This window comes from Eremococcus coleocola ACS-139-V-Col8 (assembly GCF_000183205.1).
GTDB classification, from domain to species: Bacteria; Bacillota; Bacilli; order Lactobacillales; family Aerococcaceae; genus Eremococcus; species Eremococcus coleocola.
Map to the genome: position 1 here is coordinate 29,035 of NZ_AENN01000020.1, position 19,256 is coordinate 48,290.

Here is a 19,256-nt window from a genome sequence, read left to right on the forward strand (position 1 = left end):
CCTTACAAATATGATTCTAATTCATTGCGGACACTCGTTACCTTCGTCCCAATCACAACTTGAACATTTTGCTTATCTAAATGAATGACACCTAAGGCACCTAAGTCTTTTAGTCGATCATCATCCACAATCGTACCATCTTCAAGCACTAGTCGTAATCGTGTTACACAATTATCCAGCGAAGCGATATTCCCAGCTCCACCTAATGCTTCTAAAATACCTTTCACATCAAAGCCCGTATCTTTGGAATAGTTTAATTCTTCTTTTGAATATTCTGTATCATCTTGTTGAACTGCTCGACCTGGCGTTGGTAAATCTTGTTTTAATATCACAAATTTAAACACACTATAATAAATTGCAAACCAAATCGCACCAACAATTAGGACTAACCACCAACGCGTGTAAGATCCTTGCATAATTCCAAAAATTAAGAAATCAAGTATACCACCATCAGTATTTCCAATTAAAACGCCTAGTAAACTCATAACTAAGAAGCCTGCTCCGGTCATAATCACATGGAAAATCCATAATAGAGGACTGATGAATAAGAATAAAAACTCAATCGGTTCTGTAATACCTGTCACCGCAGTAGCAACAACACCTGAAATTAAAAGACCTTTAATGCGAGCACGATTCTCTGGTCTAGCAACTTGATACATCGCTAATGCCGCACCTGGAAGTCCAAAGATAAATGTCGGCATTTTCCCTTGGGATAAGAAAGCCGTTGCTGCACCTGAAATAGCTTCACCTGAATTAAGTTGTGCAAAGAAAATATTTAATGCACCCGAAACAGTCTCACCATTCACAACTTCTGTACCACCTGCATCAGTAAAGCGAATCATCGCTACTAAGATGTGATGTAGACCAAAAGGTAATAATAAACGTTCCCCTGCACCAAACAAGAACGGTCCAAATACACCCGCACGTTGAATTAAGTTACCAATACCTTGAATAATAAAAGCAAAGAATGGCCAAATAATAGGCAAGATTAAACCAACTACTGATAGAACTAAAGATGTAATAATAGGAACAAATCTTACACCAGAGAAAAAGGCAAAACTATCTGGCAGTTGAATATCGTAGAATCTTTCGTGTAAGTAGTAAACTAATACACCTACAATAATTCCTCCAAGCACTCCTAATTCAAGTGTTTGAATACCGAAGACCATCCCTTGGCCGGCTTCTCTTAATACGCTCGCTTCAGCAAGACTTCCTGCCTCAGTTAAGTAAAAGTTAATGGCTAATATCATCACCGTATAACCAACAAAACCTGAAAAGGCTGCGACCCCTTTTTCTCTACGAGCAAGTCCTAAAGGAATCGCCATCGCAAACATAACTGGTAAATAGCTAAAAGCAAAACCACCAACCGTTGATAAAAAGCGTAAAATAATTTGTAAAATCTCATTATCTAAAAACGGCATTGCTTCGATTGTTGAAGTGCTTGAGAAGGCACTCCCAATCCCTAATAGTAGCCCCATGAATGATAATAAGGCGACGGGTAACATAAACGTTCTACCTAAACCTTGTAGAAACTCCATAAAACTCGGTCTATTTCTCTTCTCCATATAATAACCCCCTAAAAAATAAAAGCGCTTTGTTTGTCGTTATTATACTTTATTCAATTCAATAAAAGTGCTCATTCTCAACCTTTGTAAGTGGTTACATTAAATTGTATGAATATTCGTTAATATTCTAACATTTCACTATACTTAATTATTAAATACTCAAGCACTGTAATAATAGCGACTCGCGAACTAATATCTGCATCTTTATGATATTTCATACGAGAAGGGGCATAAATACAATAATCAACTAACTCTTCTAAACGAGATTCTTTAATCCCAACAATACCAAGCATTGGAACACCACTGTCTTTTAAATTCGTAGCAAAATCAATGATATGCTTCGTTTCACCGCTTAAACTAATTAAAATAGCTAACTCCGAATCCGTTTGAATCTTTGACTTTCGATTCAAATCATCCCAATCGATGAGCGCGTTGGCAGGCTTTCCTAAAGAAAGCAACTTCCTAGATAAATCAATCCCAATAGGTAAGCTAGACCCCACACTATAAATTTCAATATTCGATGCTTCTTTAATGGTTTGAAGGATAGTTTCCAACTTAATATCATCTAACAATGCCATCGCCTCAACAATTTGATCAATCACATAAGTTTGATAGTTTGTCGCATCAAGCGATTTATAATTTTGTTTAGTATTAGCTTGAGAATACTGTTGAATGGTAAACTTTAATTCCTGAAAGTTTTGAAAACCTAACTTCTTCACTGTCCGCGAGATAGTAGCGGTTGATACATAAATAATTTCAGATATTTGATGAATAGTCTCATTCGCAAAGGTTTCTGGACTAGATTTCAAAAATTTAAACACAACCTTCTCCAAATCACTTAAATCCACTGCTTGTTTCTCTAGTTTATAAAATAATTCATCCATTTTTGATCCACCTTATATTTTGACTTTATTCACTACAATTATACCATGATGAAAACAAAGAAGCCGTTGGGATGAAGTGTTATGGTCAGTTTTGGGGGGCGTTGCGAAGGTGAGCTACGGGCAGCTTTGTCGAATCTATTGACCATAGTAACTAAATAATGATAAAAAATTTTCAAACTAAAAACACCTACAAGTCATTTCAACCTGTAAGTGTTCACCTCAGATGGAAATATCCCATCACCACTCCGCATTCTCATGCTCCCATCCAGTCCATGGGTATGGCGTAACGAAATTAACTTCTCTCGTTTCTGGATGTTCAACAGCAGCGAAAGTTTGATAGTGATTATCATATCCCCGAACCTTTAAATAAAAATAACCATCCCCCATTATTAATTTATTGCGGTAGTGATGCTCTTCTCCTAGCAGTTTCTTGTATATCATTCCCAGATCCATGTGGTTAGCTTACCCATCAATAAATACTATTCAAAAGTAAGACTTTTAAATGTCTCACCTAATGCCATTTCACTCAGGTGCTTCATGGTCAATCTGCCATCGTTCATAGTATAGAACCTTAGCCCTTTTATTGCCAGACCATCTACTTGATTTTCAAATATTAAATCAGCTTGATGATTATTGATGTACATTAATAAATCTTCTTTCCACTGTTCCTTTTCTAATAAATTAATACCTTTTGGTTCAATGAAAATTTGCAAATAGTGATCACTATTCTCCAACAAAAGAATAAAATCAGGTTGAAAGGCTTCAAAACGACGCTCTCGAACTTTTCCACCAAATTGATAGAGCTTTAAAGCATCGCTTTTCACAGACTCTCGATGCATATTCTCATCCATCCGAATTAAATAGACATGCTCATACGCTTCTTTAAGCTCACTTACTCTTTCTGTAATACGGTCAATGAGTTGTTTCTCCGTTTGGTTAACAATCGTAGAATCATAAACAAAGAAATCTTCTTTTATCATATGCCGGCTTACTTGTTGAGGATCAGGTTTATCAAGTAACCGTATCGAACTGGTATCATAATTAGGCACGCGTTTGCGGTAGTCAAGCCACATATTCTCTAATCGGATAAGCGATAAATTTATTTGTTCCAACCGCTTTTTGATACCCCGCTTGTATTTTCTTAGCGACTTCCATTAGATACTGCTCTAATATTTCGAGTTTTTCTTCTGCTTGAAAATCTTTTCTTGAAAACATTGATGGCACTACCGCATATAGCGTTCTGTTAGATATATTTAACCATCGCTTTCCTAGAAAGTCTTCACGCGACTTCAGTTGAGGCAGATACTTTTTGAGATTACTATAATGATAAAATGTTAAACGATTCATCGCTTTAACAAAATATCGTCGGTCTAATTCGACTACAACTGTATGCGTGTCTCGGTAGTCCTCATATACCTGATTTGATTGATAGGTTACTTCTTTGGCAGTAAATTTCCAATTAATTGTAATATCCGATTGATTGTCAATACCATATTTGGCTAAGTTATCGTAATAAGAATCATCCACTTCAACCTTCTCATTATAATAGATAGCCCCTTCTTTCCACAGCTTGGTCCGCTTAAAGGAAGGCTTGATTTTGACATCCAGCAATGGATTTTTCTTATCTTCCCCTGTCGGCAAGTTCATCTCGTTAAGTGCGGCTACTAAGTTCTTCAAGTATTGGGGTTCATTCACTGTATGGTAGTGAAGGGTTTCTAATAACAAGCTATCTCGACCATCATCCTCAAACCGTCGTTGATAGCTGATTTTTCCTTCTAGTTCAAAAGGATTATACCTTGCCCCCCTTCCAATTAATTGAGCTTCTGCCATAGTAGATACCTTATTCCCACTGGCATTCTCTGTATCGGAAATACGGACAATATCATAGAGATTAAGAACATCCCATCCTTCTGTCAGCTTTGCCACCGCAAATACCACCCGATAGAGATTGGATGGACTTTCCAAACTATTCAAGGATTCATATTGACCTTTCTCAAGCATACCTGCTCCGCGGTCACTGTCATTAGCATTAATAATTCGACTTGGTGAAAACTGTCGCTTCATTTCACGAACCATTTGAGGAAGTTTTTCTGCATTCGCTAAATAATACTGATAGGCTCGACTTAAGGTTTCGCTTTGTTCATCATCGCTTATGCGAGACCGGAAACTAATAAATTCCTCAACCTTTTCCGCAGTGAGCTGAGTTATCAACTCTTTGAATTTAACTTCTGCTTCATTAGAATCAACTATTTTAGGCGACTTGAATAAAATTATTGGTTTAATTTGACTGCCATAAAATTCTAGAGCAAAGCGACGACGAAACTCACTCAAAAGTATGACATTCATCATATTATCTAAGTCCGTATTACTAGACTGGATTCGCTTCACATTTTTTGAAAAGCGATCACTAATATATCGGTCTAAGGTGTAACGATAAATAATCTTATCTTTATACTTGGCATAGACATTTTTATTATCCAAGTCAATGGTGGCCGTAAATTCCAACAGACGGTTATCAGGATGGGCTTCCAAAATTAAATCAATGGCCCGTTCCCATGACTTTTCTTCCTCTTTTTCTTTCTTGGTTGAGGCAGAGTAGTGATGAGCTTCATCTCCTAATACTGCGACTTTATGCCGAGAATAATCGGTTAACCCCATCGTATTCTCTCGTTGGGTAAATAAGTCATTAAAGACCGATTGAATAGAAGCCAATTTCAAATAAATCACATTTTTTTGAGGTTGTCTTGGATATTGACTGACCTTTTCTATTCGGATCCGTTCTCCTTCAATTTCAATTGACTGTTGAAAGAGATACTTATCAGACTGAGGATTAGTTAAGTTGTCAATCGTTTTATTTAGGACTGAGTTGGTGTTCACCACAAACAAAAAATTCTGATAATCATGTTCTTGATATAAGTAAAGCATCAAACCTGCCATTAAATCCGTTTTCCCTGATCCTGTTGCCATATTGAATAACACATGGTTGGGATGACGGTAATGAAATTGTGGTAAAGTCTGAGAATGATGGAAAAATCTTAAGGCATCCTCTTGATAATAACGAAAGGTATGAACCATATTCTCTGTCAAATAAGCAGGATGATCATAAGCCGTCGCACTGACAAAGACATCCTGGTCAAGTTTAAGTAATTCATCATATAGAGGAAGTGGCAACGTCTTGTTACTGGTCTTCTTGGCCATCGATTTCTTCCTCCTTGTAGAATGACTGATTAAAGGCATAATCACTGTCACTAATTAAGTCACGAACGTTCGCATCATCAATCTCTGAATAGTTATAATAGAGTTGGTTTTTATCGATCACCTTTACTAACAAGCGCTTCTTGTCTTCCAATGAAATTCCGTCATTCAGCATTTCCTGAATAGCCTCTAAGTCTGCTCGGAAATCTAAATCAACATTATCTAGCATTAAATGGTAAATTTGTGTCAAACTGTCTGTATTCTCAGCTTCTAATACAGAATCTAAATAGCCTTTAGATTTTTCCATCAGTTCAGCATAAACAAAGGAACCGCCGCCTTGCCAGTTGACGTCCTCAGATATACCTGTTTGAATTCCATTTACCACATCAAAAAGCCTAGGAACTGTAATATCTTTAATATAATCCATTTGTTCTATTCCAATATATTTCCTATTTAGCTTATGAGCTACGCTTAAGGTAGTACCACTTCCAGCAAAAAAATCTAGAATAATATCCCCTTCATTACTACCTGCGAGGATAAATTTTTTTATTAATTCTTCTGGTTTTTGAGTATTAAATCCCACTCTTTCAGAAGACGCTTGATTTAAAAATGGTATCATAAACCAATCTCTGGGTAGCGGTCCTGATTGTGCATCTAAGTATTGTCTATAGGTATTATCATCTTCCTGGGCTGGATCGCTTTTTCCGTCTTTAGTTCTAAGTCTATACTTCCTACCTTCTGAATCAAGGTATTTAAATTTTTTTAGTGTTACTTCAGAGTATTTTTCACGTATTAATTCATTATTGAACGTATAATCAGTCTCTTTATCTTTAGCATAAAAAAGGATCGAATCATGTTTTCTATTAAAAAACCTCTTGGAGGTTTCACGCTCTTGATAGCACCAAATTATTTCATTTAAAAAGTTTTTCCTACCAAAGATCTCATCCGCCAAGATTTTTAAATAGTGTACCTCATTAAAATCTAAATGAATGTAAATCAAACCATCTGAATCCAGAAGTGTGTGTGCTATTTCTAGTCTGTTTTTCATAAAAGTTAACCATGTAGAATGATTAAAATAGTCATTGTATTCAAAAGAATCACCCTCCGTATTAAAAGGAGGATCAATATAAATCAACTTCACCTTTCCAGCATATTTCTCCTTCAAACTATGCAATGCTAACAAGTTATTCCCTTTCAAAATCAGATTATCTTCTTCAGAAAACTTAGTAGCATTCTCAACACCTTCAGTTGTATATCGCTTAGCATTTACTAAAAGCTTTCTTATCCAACAATGTATCTATTTCTTCCGCCGCAATCACTTCATTAAAGAAGGGTTCATTAGGCGAAAGCTCTTCTTTTTCAACATCTTCTTTAGACATCCCAGCCTTCAACACTGTATCTTTATATGGAAAATCCAAGACCACTTCTGTTGACTCGTCTAAGAAACGTCCATTACTGGTTAAACCTATTTTTTTAGAATACTTTGTATAAGAGTTCATCCAATAATTATCCATCTCGAATGTTTCAATGAGCTTATTCGTTTCTATAAGAGTATACTCTCCGATTTCTCTCGCATAATGCTTCTTCACTAAGTCATTGCTTAATAAAGCCATAATAAGTTCTTCATTATAGCTGTCAATATCTTGAATGACTTTTGCTTTATTTAATTCATTGCCAATATAATATTTATCTCCAAAAGATGATAATACATATTTTAACTCGTTCATGATCTTCGTATTCAATTTAACAACTCCTTACTCTCTTTGATCTGTTTCCTCAGACGTACTCCTTTTAGCATAATAAAAAGGAGTCACTTAATCTAAAAATCAAGTTTATTCCTCATAATATTAGCATACCAGGATGCTATTTCCATTAATAATCTTATAGTATCAAGCTTTTAATCAAATATCTTTTTCATCAATACTACACACTTAACATGTAATCTTTAGGTAATTGGTCATCTCAAACCAACTCATATAAACGCTATTTTATCAATGTTGTTTAACTGTCGCTTCAATTGTTTATTAAAGTTTAAGAATAATTAGGCTATTTAATTGAGTGCTGGAAGTGTTGAATCACATCTTTGTGCATTAGCATGAGCTAAGACTCTTCCAACAGAAGTAATATTAAAAGCAGATGGTATAGAATCCCACCAGTTTCTTAATGCCTTAAGACTCTCATATGAATCCCATAATTCAAGAAATCGATCAATATTTTCTTCTTTAAGATTACTATCATCTTCATAAAAATTATATATATCTCTTAATGCTTGTTTTTGTTCATCAGTATATTTAGTTCGAAATAAAAATTGTCCATTATTGTCAAAATGATTAATTAACATATCATCCAGATTATCAATATTAAATATTTTTAATCTAACATAGTCTTGTCTTAATTCATGTTCAGTCAAAATATCTCTCGGTATATTAAGCTCATTAATTATTTTAATTGCGTTTTGATAATTTTCAGAATCTTTTAATATTCCAACTTCTATATACCCGGAAAACCTAGTAGAATATAGTTCTCTACTATTTTTCAAACTGCCAATTTGACTTGTTCGTAATGCATCTAAAATATCCAATTGTTCTAACCATAAATTACCCGTAGGTAACTTATCATAAATAACTCTTTCAAATAAATCTGATAAAACAGTTAAACCTTCGGTTATTTTTCCTGAAACAGGAATAAAATTAAAGGCGCAATGAGCAACGGTTAAACCTAATAGGGCTTCATCTGAAATTTCATCCACTATTTGGAGTGCTCTATTAATTCCTGTCCTTGTATTACGATCGTCATCTGAATTAATTCTATGAAGAATCAATTCAGATAGAAGCTCATAATCTGCAACACGTTCAGTTGAAGTCGCAGTTTTTTGGGCTTCTACTAATAACATTTGAATACTTGGATTTTTTATACCCTCCAACAAATTTTCCCTTACTAATTTTGGAATTAAATCGTTTGTAAAATGTTCAATTCTCTCGCTTGCAAGTTCTTGAGCTTCTCTCGAATAATTTTGAATAATTTCTGGTACTTTCTCATCAATTATTTCTCTTGCCCTTTTTTCATCAATACAGCTGTAATAGTTGACTGTTTCTGCCTGAATTTGTTGTGAGTTATCCCCTGCTTCTTGTCTTTGCTTCTCAAACATTTTTTTGTCTCCCTACTTGTTTCTGTATCGATTCATCTCCTGCTTTTTGAGTTTGATGCAACACAGACTTATTATCGACTTCACTACTGTGATGAAAATCTTTTAATATTTGCTCGCCTTCTTGATATTGATCAGATCTCTCTCCTGCATATTGCTTTTGAACATTCTTATTCCTTTGTTTTCCAACACGATATCCAATAACTCCACCACCTATTGCTCCTATGAATAAACTGATTAACTCAGTACCTAAGCCATCAAAGAACCAACTTATCCATTCATTCACTCTCATCACCTCTGTGTTTATTTTTCTTATTATTTATCAGTTAAACTACTAAACTTACGTCTTTTTCGAACTATCTTATCACCATCTCTAACCACATTACTCCGTCTCTACTTCTCCTCTTGAACTTCGTCAAATATGTATTCAGTAATAATAGCTGAGTGGTTGTCATTTGAAACGTAACTTCCTTCTTCATCATTATCCTTAAACAAATGAACCTTGCCGATATACTTCTCATTACTCAACACGGTTTCCAATGCTCGTTTTGACCACGTTGCTTTTCCTCGTGGTGACGGAATTTGACGTTCTTCGAGTAATTTGATCAGGCCAACTATGCTATAGCCTTCAAGATACCAATCAAAAATCTGTCGAACTACTGCAGCTTGTTCTTCATTGATAACTAAATAGCCTTCTTCATCATGATCATAGCCATAACACTTACGATGATAGAGTTTTGACGTACTATCCATAGCTCGGTGCCGATGCCCCATCTTAATATTTTTACTACGAGATGCATTATCGGCTTGAGCCACGGATTCATAAATAGAAATAATCAGCTCTCCATCATCTTTAAAAGTATCTATGTTTTCTTGATCAAAAATAAGCTGAACCTTATGCTCCTTAAATAGTCTAATAGCCTCTATTGCTTCAACCGTATCTCGACAAAAGCGACTCACACTCTTAGTAATAACTAGATTCACCTTTTTATTCTTATAGTCATCAATTATACGACTGTATTCTTATCGCTTAGCATTTTCTTAGCTGAAGCTACATCAATATAAATATCCACTAATAGCCAATCTTCTACAGAGGAAACCTTTTGAGTTAAAGCAGAAACTTGTTCAGCCAAACTGCGTAATTGTTCTATGGTATTTGAACTAACTCATGCATAAATTGCTACTCGTTTCTGTCTTGTTTGACGCTTTGGAGGTATGTAGTAAACATTGTCCTTAAAATTCATTGGTTACCTCACTTTCTATGATTACATCAAAAAGCATAATTAGACTAATAAACTATAAGAAACATCTTGATAATAAGTAGGCTATATTGTATAAAATAATTCCAATTTTTCTACAATATAACGTTGACCAGTTTCCCCATACTAAACATTATTATCAAGCAATAAAACCTATTCCTACCAACTTTTCATCTTCATTATACTAAAAAATCAGCTTCCTGAATATGACTCACACATTCAAAAAGCTGATATAACAACATTTTACTCTTCGCTATCCGATATTACGATCAATATCTTTGAGACTGTATTCTTCTAGCAGTAGTAGGAAGCTCTGCTCCTTCCGTCGCAGACCGACTGCGCGTCTAAACTTAGTCTTCGCTTGCGCTCGACTTCGTTAAGACAGCGCATGTCTCCACATGTATCGAGTATAAGGAATGGATTGAATTTAGTATGTTGGGTAAATAGTATAGTTTGAAAATCATCTAATTTCAGCTCGTGTTAGAGGATAATACATATGTGACAAAAAAGATAAAAAAATACAATAATGCCCCAACAGCCCGACGTTACGGAACAAGTCGTCAAAACGTAAAACGTTGGTGAAATCGTTATGATAGTAGCTGGGACAGCTTACGTCCTTTAAGTTGTCGGCCACATTCTCATTCAAGACAACACACGGATGATGAATTACATCTCATCAAGCGTACTAATCAAAGCTATGGACATGAGGGGCTCGCTGAAGTGTATGTTCAATGTTAGCGGAAAGGTTACCAACGGACGTATGAATCCATGTGTAAAAAATTCGCCAACAAGGGTGGAATAAAGTCACTGAAATTCAACAACGACGCTCCCCTAAATCACGGTGAAAACCAGATATTGTCACTTATCCCGGTCAAAATGTTCAAATCGATATAAAATACGTCCCACAAAGTTGTATTGGTTTTGATAGTAAAGGCAAGCGCTACTATCAGATAACCGCTCTAGATGAATATAGTCGAAGACGCGTATGTAAGATTGTGGATGAAAAAAGCGTCACAAATACAGCGACATTTTTATTAACACTAGAAGAGGAAATGGGTTTTAACATAACCACAGTTCAAACGGATAATGGATCAGAATTTACGAATGAGATGCTTAATACGAATAATAAAAGTATCTTTGAACAGATATTAGATTACAAAGGGATAAAGTATCAACGTACACGCCCTTATTCTCCGTGGCAGAATGGCAAGGTAGAACGAAATCATCGTGAGAATAGTAAATGGTATGAGAAACAAGTATTTGCATCGGAGAAACACTTGATAAAGAGCCATCAAAGGTATGTGAGCCGTGGAAATAATATACATTGGAAACAGTTAAAGTTTATGAGTCCCAACGAAATGATAGAGGCATATTTTTCTAACAGTGTTGCTTAGTCGTCGCAAAGTCTATCTCATCTTATCACTGAGTCAAGGTACGCTGACGCTTTGCTCCTTGACACAGTGATTAACGATGAGATTCAGAATATTTACGACTAAGGAAACACCAGAAATTAACCTGCTTGTGTCACATATGTTTGACAACTCTAGATTTATAGTTTTTGAATTAAAAAATACCCCTTGATTGTATCGTCAATTATCGATATCATTCAAGGGGTGAATAGGAAAAATAGTTTATAAATTCTTTACATTCAAAGCTCTAAAAGCATTTAATACTGCAATGATAGTTACACCTACATCTGCAAATATAGCTGTCCACATAGTAGCTATTCCAAAAGCACTCAAAATAAGAACAATTATTTTTATTCCAATTGCAAATACTATGTTTTGATGTGCAATTTTTAGTGTCTTTTTAGAAATCTTCATCGCAGTAGCAATTTTCGATGGCTCATCAGTCATAATCACAACATCAGCAGCTTCAATGGCCGCATCAGAACCTAAACCACCCATTGCTATTCCAATGTCTGCACGAGCTAATACAGGTGCATCATTGATTCCGTCTCCAACAAAGGCAAGTTTACCTTTTTTAGATTTTTGCGAAAATAATTCTTCTAGTTTTTCAACTTTGTCTGCTGGCAACAGTTCTGCATAAACCTTATCAAGACCAAGCTCTTTAGCAACTTTTGAACCAATACTTTTATTATCACCTGTCAACATAACTGTTTGTTTAATATTAGCTGCCTTAAGTTCCTTGATTGCTTGTGCTGAATCTTCCTTTACCTCATCGGAAATTACAATGTAACCTGTATACTTGTTATTAACAGCAACATGTACAACAGTACCGATCAGCTCTCCCTTGAAATAAGGGATATCCATCTTTTTCATAAGTTTGATATTTCCTGCCATAACCTTTTTGCCATCTACTGTTGCAATAACACCATGACCTGATATCTCTTCTACATCTGAAATACGTCCATTGTCTATTTCTTTGCTATATGCACGTTTCAGTGAAAGTGAAATCGGATGATTGGAATAGCTTTCCGCATGTGCAGTTAATTCTAGTAGCTCTTCTTTGGAAACTCCTTCTGGATGAATTTCCTGTACATTAAATACACCTTTCGTTAGTGTTCCAGTTTTATCAAAAACAACAATTTCAGTTTCTGCTAATGCCTCTAAATAATTACTACCCTTGACTAAAACACCTTTTTTTGAGGCTCCACCTATTCCACCGAAGAAACTCAAAGGAATTGAAATAACTAAAGCACACGGACAGGATACCACAAGGAATGCTAGTGCTCTATATATCCAATCACTAAAAGTCGCCCTGTCTATAACAAGAGGCGGTATAATAGCTAGAAAAACTGCAATTATAACCACAACCGGTGTATAATATCTCGCAAACTTCGTAATAAATTGTTCTGAATTGGATTTTTTACTACTTGCATTTTCAACTAAATCAAGAATTTTACTTACAGTAGATTCTCCAAATTCCTTGGTAACCTCTGCTTTAATAACCCCATTAATGTTGATGCACCCACTTAGGATATCACTTCCAACTTCTACTTCACGAGGAACAGATTCGCCTGTTAGTGCCGATGTATCAATCATTGAACTTCCCTCAATTACCTTGCCATCAAGAGGAATTTTTTCTCCTGCTTTAATTACAATAACATCTCCAATTTGTACTTCATCTGGGTCAACCTTGACAAGTTCATCACCTTTTTTAACATTTGCATAATCTGGTCGAATATCCATAAGGCTTGCAATTGACTTTCTCGACTTGCCAACTGCATAGCTTTGAAACAGTTCTCCAACTTGATAAAACAGCATAACTGCAACACCTTCAGGATACTCACCAATAAAAAATGCACCAATTGTTGCAATACTCATTAAAAAGTTTTCATCGAAAACTTGGCCTTTAAAAATATTTTTTACAGCTCTTTTTACAACATCTCCACCTACAATAATGTAACTTATTATAAAGAGAGCAATCTGTAACCATTCGTTATTTAAATTAAGCAATACTGCTGTAGCTAACACGGCTGCACCAATAATTATTCGCCATAGTCGTTTTTTCATACTAAATCGCCTCCTTTAAGCCTTTTTCATAGTTGTATCGGGTTCGATTTTTTTAACTATTTTTTCGGCCTCTGCTATTATTGTTGGCATTTTTTCATCCTCACCATCAATAGCGAGTTTTGTGGTCATAAAGTTAACAGTAGCTTCTTTCACTCCATCAAGCTCATTAATAGCCTTTTCCATTTTTGCCGCGCAATTTGCACAATCTAAACCTTCAAGTATAAATTTCTTTTTCATTATTAAATCCTCCTAAATATTATTTGTAATTTTATTTTGAATACTACAAGTCTTTTTCAAATTTTCTTGAAGCATTGCTCATTTGAAATGAAGACTTAAATATATGCCCAAATATCTTCAAAAAATATTCTATTCTACCGCATTACTACTTCTCGTTGATATGAATTAGACCTTGGTCAAATATTTCTCTTACATGATCATCAACTAATGAATAATATACTGCTTTGCCTTCTTTTCTGTTTTTCACTAAATTAGCTTGTTTTAAGACTCTCAGCTGATGGGAAATTGCTGATTGTGTCATGTTAAGTAATACAGCGATATCACAAACACACATTTCAGCTTCATTTAAAGTCCATAATATCCTGATTCGTGTTGGATCTCCAAATACTTTAAATAATTCTGCTAGATCATAAAGGCTTTCTTCTTGAGGCATTTTATCTCTAACTTGATTTACAATATCCTCATGAATTACATTGCAGTCACATCTTTCAATTGAATTAGATTTTTTAGTCATATTATCACCTCTTTTTAAATTATTTCATCTGAACGATTGAACAAATATTTATACGTTGTATATTTATTTTATTATTGTTTTTCTCTTGTGTCAATAGTTATATGAGCATTTATTCAAGTGTTTTTTATATTATTTAAAATATCTCAAAAACATCTACTAAGACATTAGTACCAAGCTTTCTCGGTATCCTGTTCCATACATATCCTTTAAACAAATCCTTAAAAATAAAGACTTCTTCTTGATATGCTCCCCCTAAAGTAGACACTAAAAAAAGTAAACTACTTTAGGGGGAGGTTTTTTGCGTTCAAATAGAAAACACACTTTAACAGAGTTAGCTAACTATATTCATCTCTATGATGCTGGTCATTCTTATAAGAAACTTTGCGAAAATTATGGACTTTTGTTAGGTGGTTCGAGTTTTAACCAATACTATCTTAAGTTTTTAGAACATGATATGGCGGGACTGGAATTCTCTAGAAGAAACAACACCTATACTCAAGCATTTAAAGAAAGCGTGGTGAAAGAATGCCTTCAAACAGATAGTTCCATTAAAGAGCTTGCCAGAAAGTATCATATACCGAGTCATTCCACTGTTAAAGATTGGATTATCAAGTATACTGAAGGTGAACAAATAAAGAACTATCGTCCTAAACCCGAGGTGTATATCATGAAAGGACAAAAGAAAACACATCAAGAAAAGATTGCCATAGTCAAAGACATTCTAGAAACTGGAATGTCTTATAAGGAGACAGCGGCTAAACATCAAGTTTCTTACAATAATATCTATTTCTGGGTTCAAAAATATCAACAATTTGGACCGGATGGTTTAACGGATGGTCGGGGACGAAGAAAACCTGATACCATACAAACCGAAGAGGAAAAGTTACGCACAGAAAACGCCGCCCTCAAGGCCCGTAATGAGTATTTAGAGACAGAGAATGCTGCCTTAAAAAAATTGAAAGAAGTGGGAAGAGAGTTGATGTTCACAAAATCAGATACCAAGCAGAATACAAGACGATTGAGAAACTTAATCAAGAAGGCCACAAAATAGAGGTATTATGTGAGGTGCTTGGTCAGCCGATCAGCTTGTTATAAGTGGCTCAAGCAACAATCCAGTCAGACAGAACAACGCTTAGAAAAGCTGATGGAACTCGTTCAAGAAGCTTATGACAAATATGAAGGCATCTATGGGTATCGTCGCATCACGATTTACCTTAACTACTTTCGACAAGCACAGGTTAATCTTAAGTGTGTCTACCGTTTGATGAAACAAATGGGACTCAAGGCAGTCATTCGACGTCAACGTTACCGCTATAAAAATCATTCTCCTCAACATATCGCAGAGAATGTGTTAAATCGTGAATTTAATAAGGATTATCAAGCGATGCAGGTTCTGTTAACAGATATCACTGAATTTAAGTACGGAGATAACCGTAAAGCTTATCTCAGTGTAATTCTCGATTATGGCACGAGACAGATCGTTGCCTATAAGTTATCGAAGCGGAACGATACTCAATTAGTTAAGGATATAGTCGTTCAGGTTGAAAAGGACCTGATTCCAGGGGAAACTTTAATTCATAGCGATAGAGGGTTTCAATACACTTCTCACTTCTTTTAAAGATTTATCAATGACAAACAGTTGATTCACAGTATGTCACATGTAGGTAAATGCATTGATAATGGTCCGATGGAGAATTTTTGGAGCATCATCAAAGTTGAGATGTACTCTTTAAGGAATTATGAAACGTTTGAGCAATTAGAAAAAGATATCAGACGCTATATCAAGTTTTATAATATAGAGCGGGGCACACTCGATATGGGGTTACGAATCCCTGCATAATAAAACCATGCATCAAACCAATGACGCATGGTACAATATTTTGGGTTCTATAATAAATGTACCGACCCCCAAAAGTTAGACCAAAAATCTAACTATTGTGGAGGCGGTACAATTTCCTTTAATAGGTCTGAAATACAAAAATAGACTATTAACTTGTGATTAGGGATATGAAATAATTAATCGTTCCATTTTCAATCAATATATAAAATCCGAGTCCAATAAACACGACTGGTACAATTATTTTTTCGTACTTTTCTACGATTTCTCCGATAGTAGAAATTGAAGCGAGACTTTGAGATAATTTGCATAGAATCAAAATCCCGAACGCAAATATTACTAAACTTATACAAACCTCGATCAAACTCTTTCCTATAAAAAAGGGGATATAAATTCCTAAATTATCTCCACCCATTGCCACTGTTAAACTTGTAAATGCTAAGATTTTTGATCCCTTTCCGGTAATTTTCCCCTCGATGTCTTCTTCATCAATATCTTCATCCACAAAAATTGCTCTTATACCAAGACCTAGTGGGATTAGACCAAGGAGCCCGATAATCCAATCTTGTGGAATAAAATTTAAAAAGTAAGCGACAATAAGACTAACCAGCACAAGCAATCCTGTACCTAAATACTGTCCTGTATAAATTGATTTCAAGCCTTCCTTGCCTTGACTAGCGAATAAAATAGTCAAAACAACTAAGTAATCAATTGATGTAGACACAAAAACTAATAAAGCGGATACTATTGTTTCCATTATTTCTCCTTTCAAAATATTTAATTTTTATAGCCAATCAAAAATTGACTGCACACACATTCTGCCTTGGCCGTTGCCAATGGATATATTTGAAGAAATAATTTCACAATTTTCCCACCTTTCCTTTAAAAATTGCTTAAAATTTACTAAAATTACCAGAATATGTCAAGTATGCTCATAGATATCCACGCAAACTATGAAGATTGAAAATATATACGATTAGATAGAACAAACATTATTCATTTAATATTGAATCTTCTTATTCACTATTTTCAAAGCTACGTAGTCTTTTAATAAAAAATTAGTCAGATAATTATCTAGTTCAAACTTCATAAACTTATTAATTTCAAGCTATTTCGAACCCTTATACATCTATTCCATTGGCCGTAGAATTCTCAATCAGTCTTCTTTTCACTTTTATCTTATCATCTATCACCTTTTCTTACATTGATATTTCAAGCTTTATAGTTATTGTGTGAAGATTTCTCCTATAACCTTTATATAAAGACAAATTTTAAATTTATTACTATATAATCTTCGAAACTTGCACAATAACCAATTTACATAAAATCACTTTTTAATTTTAGTCCTTGATTTTTAACACCATCTCAAAGTTTTAGCCCATTAAATCCATTGGATAAAAGTACAGAATAAAAATCGGTTGTAAACCTTACATGGTCACTAATTTTTAAACAATAGGCCCTATATTCTTGTGAAAAAATTCTCCAGATTTTTCTTAATAAGATGAATCAATTGCACAACTTTCATTTAAATAAATCTACAAATTTTGAGTAAAGTTCCTGAAGTGAATTAAACAAACTACCACGAAAAATGAAAGGTAGAATTTGTGAAATTTATGACTATATATTTAGCCAAACAATAAATTCAAAAAAGGTATCATCATATTTATCATATTATTAAAAATAAGGAATTAAAAAAGCGATAAATGTAAATCAATGATAACCTTATAAATCGTACTGGGAAGAAATTGGAAAACAAACGCAATAATCGTTGCTTACATTTATTAAAAAGACTTGACAAGATAAGTTTACAAGAGTAAACTTATTATAACGATCAAGTCTACAATTGTAAACGGAAAGGAGGGGAAGAAAATGGATGCAATAGTAAATAATACTCATATCACAGATGCTGAATGGGAAGTCATGCGTGTAGTTTGGGCAAATGATCGAGTAACTAGTAAAAAAGTCATCTCCGTATTGAAAGAAAAAATGGACTGGACACAATCCACTATCAAAACGATCTTAGGTCGATTAGTTGAAAAAGGCGTACTAAATACAGATCAAGAAGGTAGAAAGTTTATTTACACTGCAAATATTGAAGAAAAAGAAGCTGTAAGGGATTATGCAGAGGATATTTTTAACCGTATTTGCAATAAGAAAGTCGGAAATGTAATAGGAAGCATCATTGAAGATCATGTTTTAAGCTTCGATGATATAGATCGACTAGAAAAAATATTAGAGATGAAAAAATCTTTCGCAGTAGAAGAAGTGGATTGCAATTGTCCAGAAGGACAATGCGAATGTCATTTACATCATCATTAAGAATAAGGAAGAATTTAAAATGAACAATAACAACAAACATTCATCCCACAGTCACCATAATCATGGCGACATGGATCATTCAAAACATGAGCACGTAAGCACGGAAGAACATGGAGACCATAAGGGTCAACATTACGACCATCATGCCCACCATGACCACAGTGGACACGGAGGGCATGAGCATCATCATCACGGTAACTTTAAGGAACTATTCTTAAAGTCATTACCACTAGGAATCATTATTATGCTCTTATCCCCTATGGCTGGGTTTGACCTACCATTCCAGTTTACTTTTCCATATTCTGATATTGTAGTAGCTATTTTATCTACTATATTAATTATTTATGGTGGACGTCCATTCTATCAAGGGGCAGTTGACGAATTAAAACAAAAAGAACCTGGAATGATGGCTCTCGTTTCTTTAGGTTTAAGTGTTTCATATTTATATAGTATTTATACTGTAATAGCAAGCTATGTAACAGGTGAACAAATTATGGACTTTTTCTTTGAATTTGCTTCATTACTATTAATCATGTTATTAGGTCACTGGATTGAGATGAAAGCTATTGGAGAAGCAGGAGACGCACAAGCAGAATTGGCTAAATTAGTGCCGAAAGATGCTCATGTAGTATTAGATGACGATTCAATAGAAACACGACCAGTTGCTGACTTAAAGGTAGGTGATTTAATTCGTGTTCAAGCCGGAGAAAATGTGCCAGCAGATGGAACTATCGAGCGTGGAGAATCACGTTTAAATGAAGCTCTTTTGACTGGAGAATCTAAATCAATTAAAAAAGGTCCTGGCGATGAAGTGATCGGGGGCTT

At 34.7% G+C, this 19,256-nt stretch carries 19 protein-coding genes and 1 pseudogene; 6 read left to right on the forward strand and 14 right to left on the reverse strand.

What is annotated here, in order from left to right:
* Nucleotides 1-2: 2 nt before the first annotated feature.
* The 9 genes and pseudogenes from malX to HMPREF9257_RS09555 all read right to left on the reverse strand — a co-directional run bounded on the left by malX (nucleotide 3) and on the right by HMPREF9257_RS09555 (nucleotide 9,922).
* Complete coding sequence (malX, locus tag HMPREF9257_RS08560; RefSeq protein WP_006419089.1) at nucleotides 3-1,565, reverse strand: maltose/glucose-specific PTS transporter subunit IIBC; 1,563 nt, start codon at nucleotides 1,563-1,565, stop codon at nucleotides 3-5.
* 119 nt (nucleotides 1,566-1,684) lie between these two features.
* Nucleotides 1,685-2,449, reverse strand: coding sequence for a MurR/RpiR family transcriptional regulator (locus HMPREF9257_RS08565; protein WP_006419102.1), 765 nt, complete (start codon nucleotides 2,447-2,449; stop codon nucleotides 1,685-1,687).
* Nucleotides 2,450-2,928: 479 nt separating this feature from the next.
* Nucleotides 2,929-5,647 (reverse strand): annotated as a pseudogene (locus HMPREF9257_RS08570) (DEAD/DEAH box helicase family protein).
* Nucleotides 5,628-6,842, reverse strand: coding sequence for a site-specific DNA-methyltransferase (locus tag HMPREF9257_RS08575; RefSeq protein ID WP_006419101.1), 1,215 nt, complete (start codon nucleotides 6,840-6,842; stop codon nucleotides 5,628-5,630). The pseudogene HMPREF9257_RS08570 and the gene HMPREF9257_RS08575 overlap by 20 nt, the downstream one beginning before the upstream one ends.
* 61 nt (nucleotides 6,843-6,903) lie before the next feature.
* A complete protein-coding gene (locus tag HMPREF9257_RS09350) occupies nucleotides 6,904-7,386 on the reverse strand; it encodes a site-specific DNA-methyltransferase (RefSeq protein WP_006419084.1) in 483 nt (160 codons plus the stop codon).
* A gap of 308 nt (nucleotides 7,387-7,694) precedes the next feature.
* Nucleotides 7,695-8,792 carry an LPO_1073/Vpar_1526 family protein gene (locus tag HMPREF9257_RS08585; protein ID WP_006419085.1) on the reverse strand — a complete coding sequence of 366 codons (1,098 nt, stop codon included), beginning with the start codon at nucleotides 8,790-8,792 and terminating at the stop codon, nucleotides 7,695-7,697.
* Nucleotides 8,785-9,075: a hypothetical protein gene (locus tag HMPREF9257_RS08590; RefSeq protein WP_100069394.1), complete on the reverse strand. Its 291-nt coding sequence runs from the start codon at nucleotides 9,073-9,075 to the stop codon at nucleotides 8,785-8,787. Before HMPREF9257_RS08590 ends, HMPREF9257_RS08585 begins: the two co-directional genes overlap by 8 nt.
* A 107-nt stretch (nucleotides 9,076-9,182) precedes the next feature.
* On the reverse strand, nucleotides 9,183-9,773 hold the full coding sequence (locus HMPREF9257_RS09475) for a recombinase family protein (RefSeq protein ID WP_006419098.1): 591 nt from the start codon (nucleotides 9,771-9,773) through the stop codon (nucleotides 9,183-9,185).
* A 23-nt stretch (nucleotides 9,774-9,796) separates the two neighbouring features.
* A complete protein-coding gene (locus HMPREF9257_RS09555) occupies nucleotides 9,797-9,922 on the reverse strand; it encodes a hypothetical protein (protein ID WP_280960073.1) in 126 nt (41 codons plus the stop codon).
* A 1,040-nt stretch (nucleotides 9,923-10,962) separates the two neighbouring features.
* On the opposite strand from HMPREF9257_RS09555, the gene HMPREF9257_RS09480 reads away from it, so the two are divergent.
* Nucleotides 10,963-11,442 (forward strand): DDE-type integrase/transposase/recombinase, encoded by a 480-nt coding sequence (locus HMPREF9257_RS09480; RefSeq protein WP_245526836.1) that lies wholly within the window; start codon nucleotides 10,963-10,965, stop codon nucleotides 11,440-11,442.
* A gap of 237 nt (nucleotides 11,443-11,679) precedes the next feature.
* Here the strand turns inward: HMPREF9257_RS09480 and HMPREF9257_RS08605 are convergent, their stop codons facing one another.
* The 4 genes from HMPREF9257_RS08605 to HMPREF9257_RS09670 form a co-directional block, all read right to left on the reverse strand.
* The gene (locus HMPREF9257_RS08605) at nucleotides 11,680-13,524 is read right to left on the reverse strand and encodes a heavy metal translocating P-type ATPase (protein WP_006419096.1); all 1,845 of its coding nucleotides are present in this window, start codon (nucleotides 13,522-13,524) and stop codon (nucleotides 11,680-11,682) included.
* Nucleotides 13,525-13,539: 15 nt separating this feature from the next.
* Nucleotides 13,540-13,761 (reverse strand): cation transporter, encoded by a 222-nt coding sequence (locus HMPREF9257_RS09485; RefSeq protein WP_006419103.1) that lies wholly within the window; start codon nucleotides 13,759-13,761, stop codon nucleotides 13,540-13,542.
* Between the two features lie 145 nt (nucleotides 13,762-13,906).
* On the reverse strand, nucleotides 13,907-14,275 hold the full coding sequence (locus HMPREF9257_RS08615; RefSeq protein WP_006419083.1) for an ArsR/SmtB family transcription factor: 369 nt from the start codon (nucleotides 14,273-14,275) through the stop codon (nucleotides 13,907-13,909).
* Nucleotides 14,276-14,408: 133 nt separating this feature from the next.
* Nucleotides 14,409-14,540 carry a DUF1413 domain-containing protein gene (locus HMPREF9257_RS09670; RefSeq protein WP_142977869.1) on the reverse strand — a complete coding sequence of 44 codons (132 nt, stop codon included), beginning with the start codon at nucleotides 14,538-14,540 and terminating at the stop codon, nucleotides 14,409-14,411.
* Between the two features lie 33 nt (nucleotides 14,541-14,573).
* Between HMPREF9257_RS09670 and HMPREF9257_RS08620 the strand changes: the two genes are divergently transcribed.
* The 3 genes from HMPREF9257_RS08620 to HMPREF9257_RS09675 are packed head-to-tail and all read left to right on the forward strand — an operon-like array spanning nucleotide 14,574 to nucleotide 16,115.
* Nucleotides 14,574-15,326 (forward strand): helix-turn-helix domain-containing protein, encoded by a 753-nt coding sequence (locus HMPREF9257_RS08620; RefSeq protein WP_006419079.1) that lies wholly within the window; start codon nucleotides 14,574-14,576, stop codon nucleotides 15,324-15,326.
* A gap of 9 nt (nucleotides 15,327-15,335) precedes the next feature.
* Nucleotides 15,336-15,893 (forward strand): IS3 family transposase, encoded by a 558-nt coding sequence (locus HMPREF9257_RS08625; protein WP_006419115.1) that lies wholly within the window; start codon nucleotides 15,336-15,338, stop codon nucleotides 15,891-15,893.
* A 33-nt stretch (nucleotides 15,894-15,926) separates the two neighbouring features.
* Nucleotides 15,927-16,115 (forward strand): IS3 family transposase, encoded by a 189-nt coding sequence (locus HMPREF9257_RS09675; protein WP_081453765.1) that lies wholly within the window; start codon nucleotides 15,927-15,929, stop codon nucleotides 16,113-16,115.
* A 148-nt stretch (nucleotides 16,116-16,263) separates the two neighbouring features.
* Here HMPREF9257_RS09675 and HMPREF9257_RS08630 read toward each other — a convergent pair whose 3' ends face one another.
* On the reverse strand, nucleotides 16,264-16,869 hold the full coding sequence (locus tag HMPREF9257_RS08630; protein WP_040466863.1) for a cadmium resistance transporter: 606 nt from the start codon (nucleotides 16,867-16,869) through the stop codon (nucleotides 16,264-16,266).
* Between the two features lie 1,112 nt (nucleotides 16,870-17,981).
* On the opposite strand from HMPREF9257_RS08630, the gene HMPREF9257_RS08635 reads away from it, so the two are divergent.
* Both HMPREF9257_RS08635 and HMPREF9257_RS08640 read left to right on the forward strand, forming a co-directional pair.
* On the forward strand, nucleotides 17,982-18,431 hold the full coding sequence (locus HMPREF9257_RS08635; protein ID WP_006419107.1) for a CopY/TcrY family copper transport repressor: 450 nt from the start codon (nucleotides 17,982-17,984) through the stop codon (nucleotides 18,429-18,431).
* A gap of 19 nt (nucleotides 18,432-18,450) precedes the next feature.
* A partial coding sequence (locus HMPREF9257_RS08640; RefSeq protein WP_006419105.1) for a P-type ATPase actuator domain-containing protein occupies nucleotides 18,451-19,256 on the forward strand: 806 nt, incomplete at its 3' end.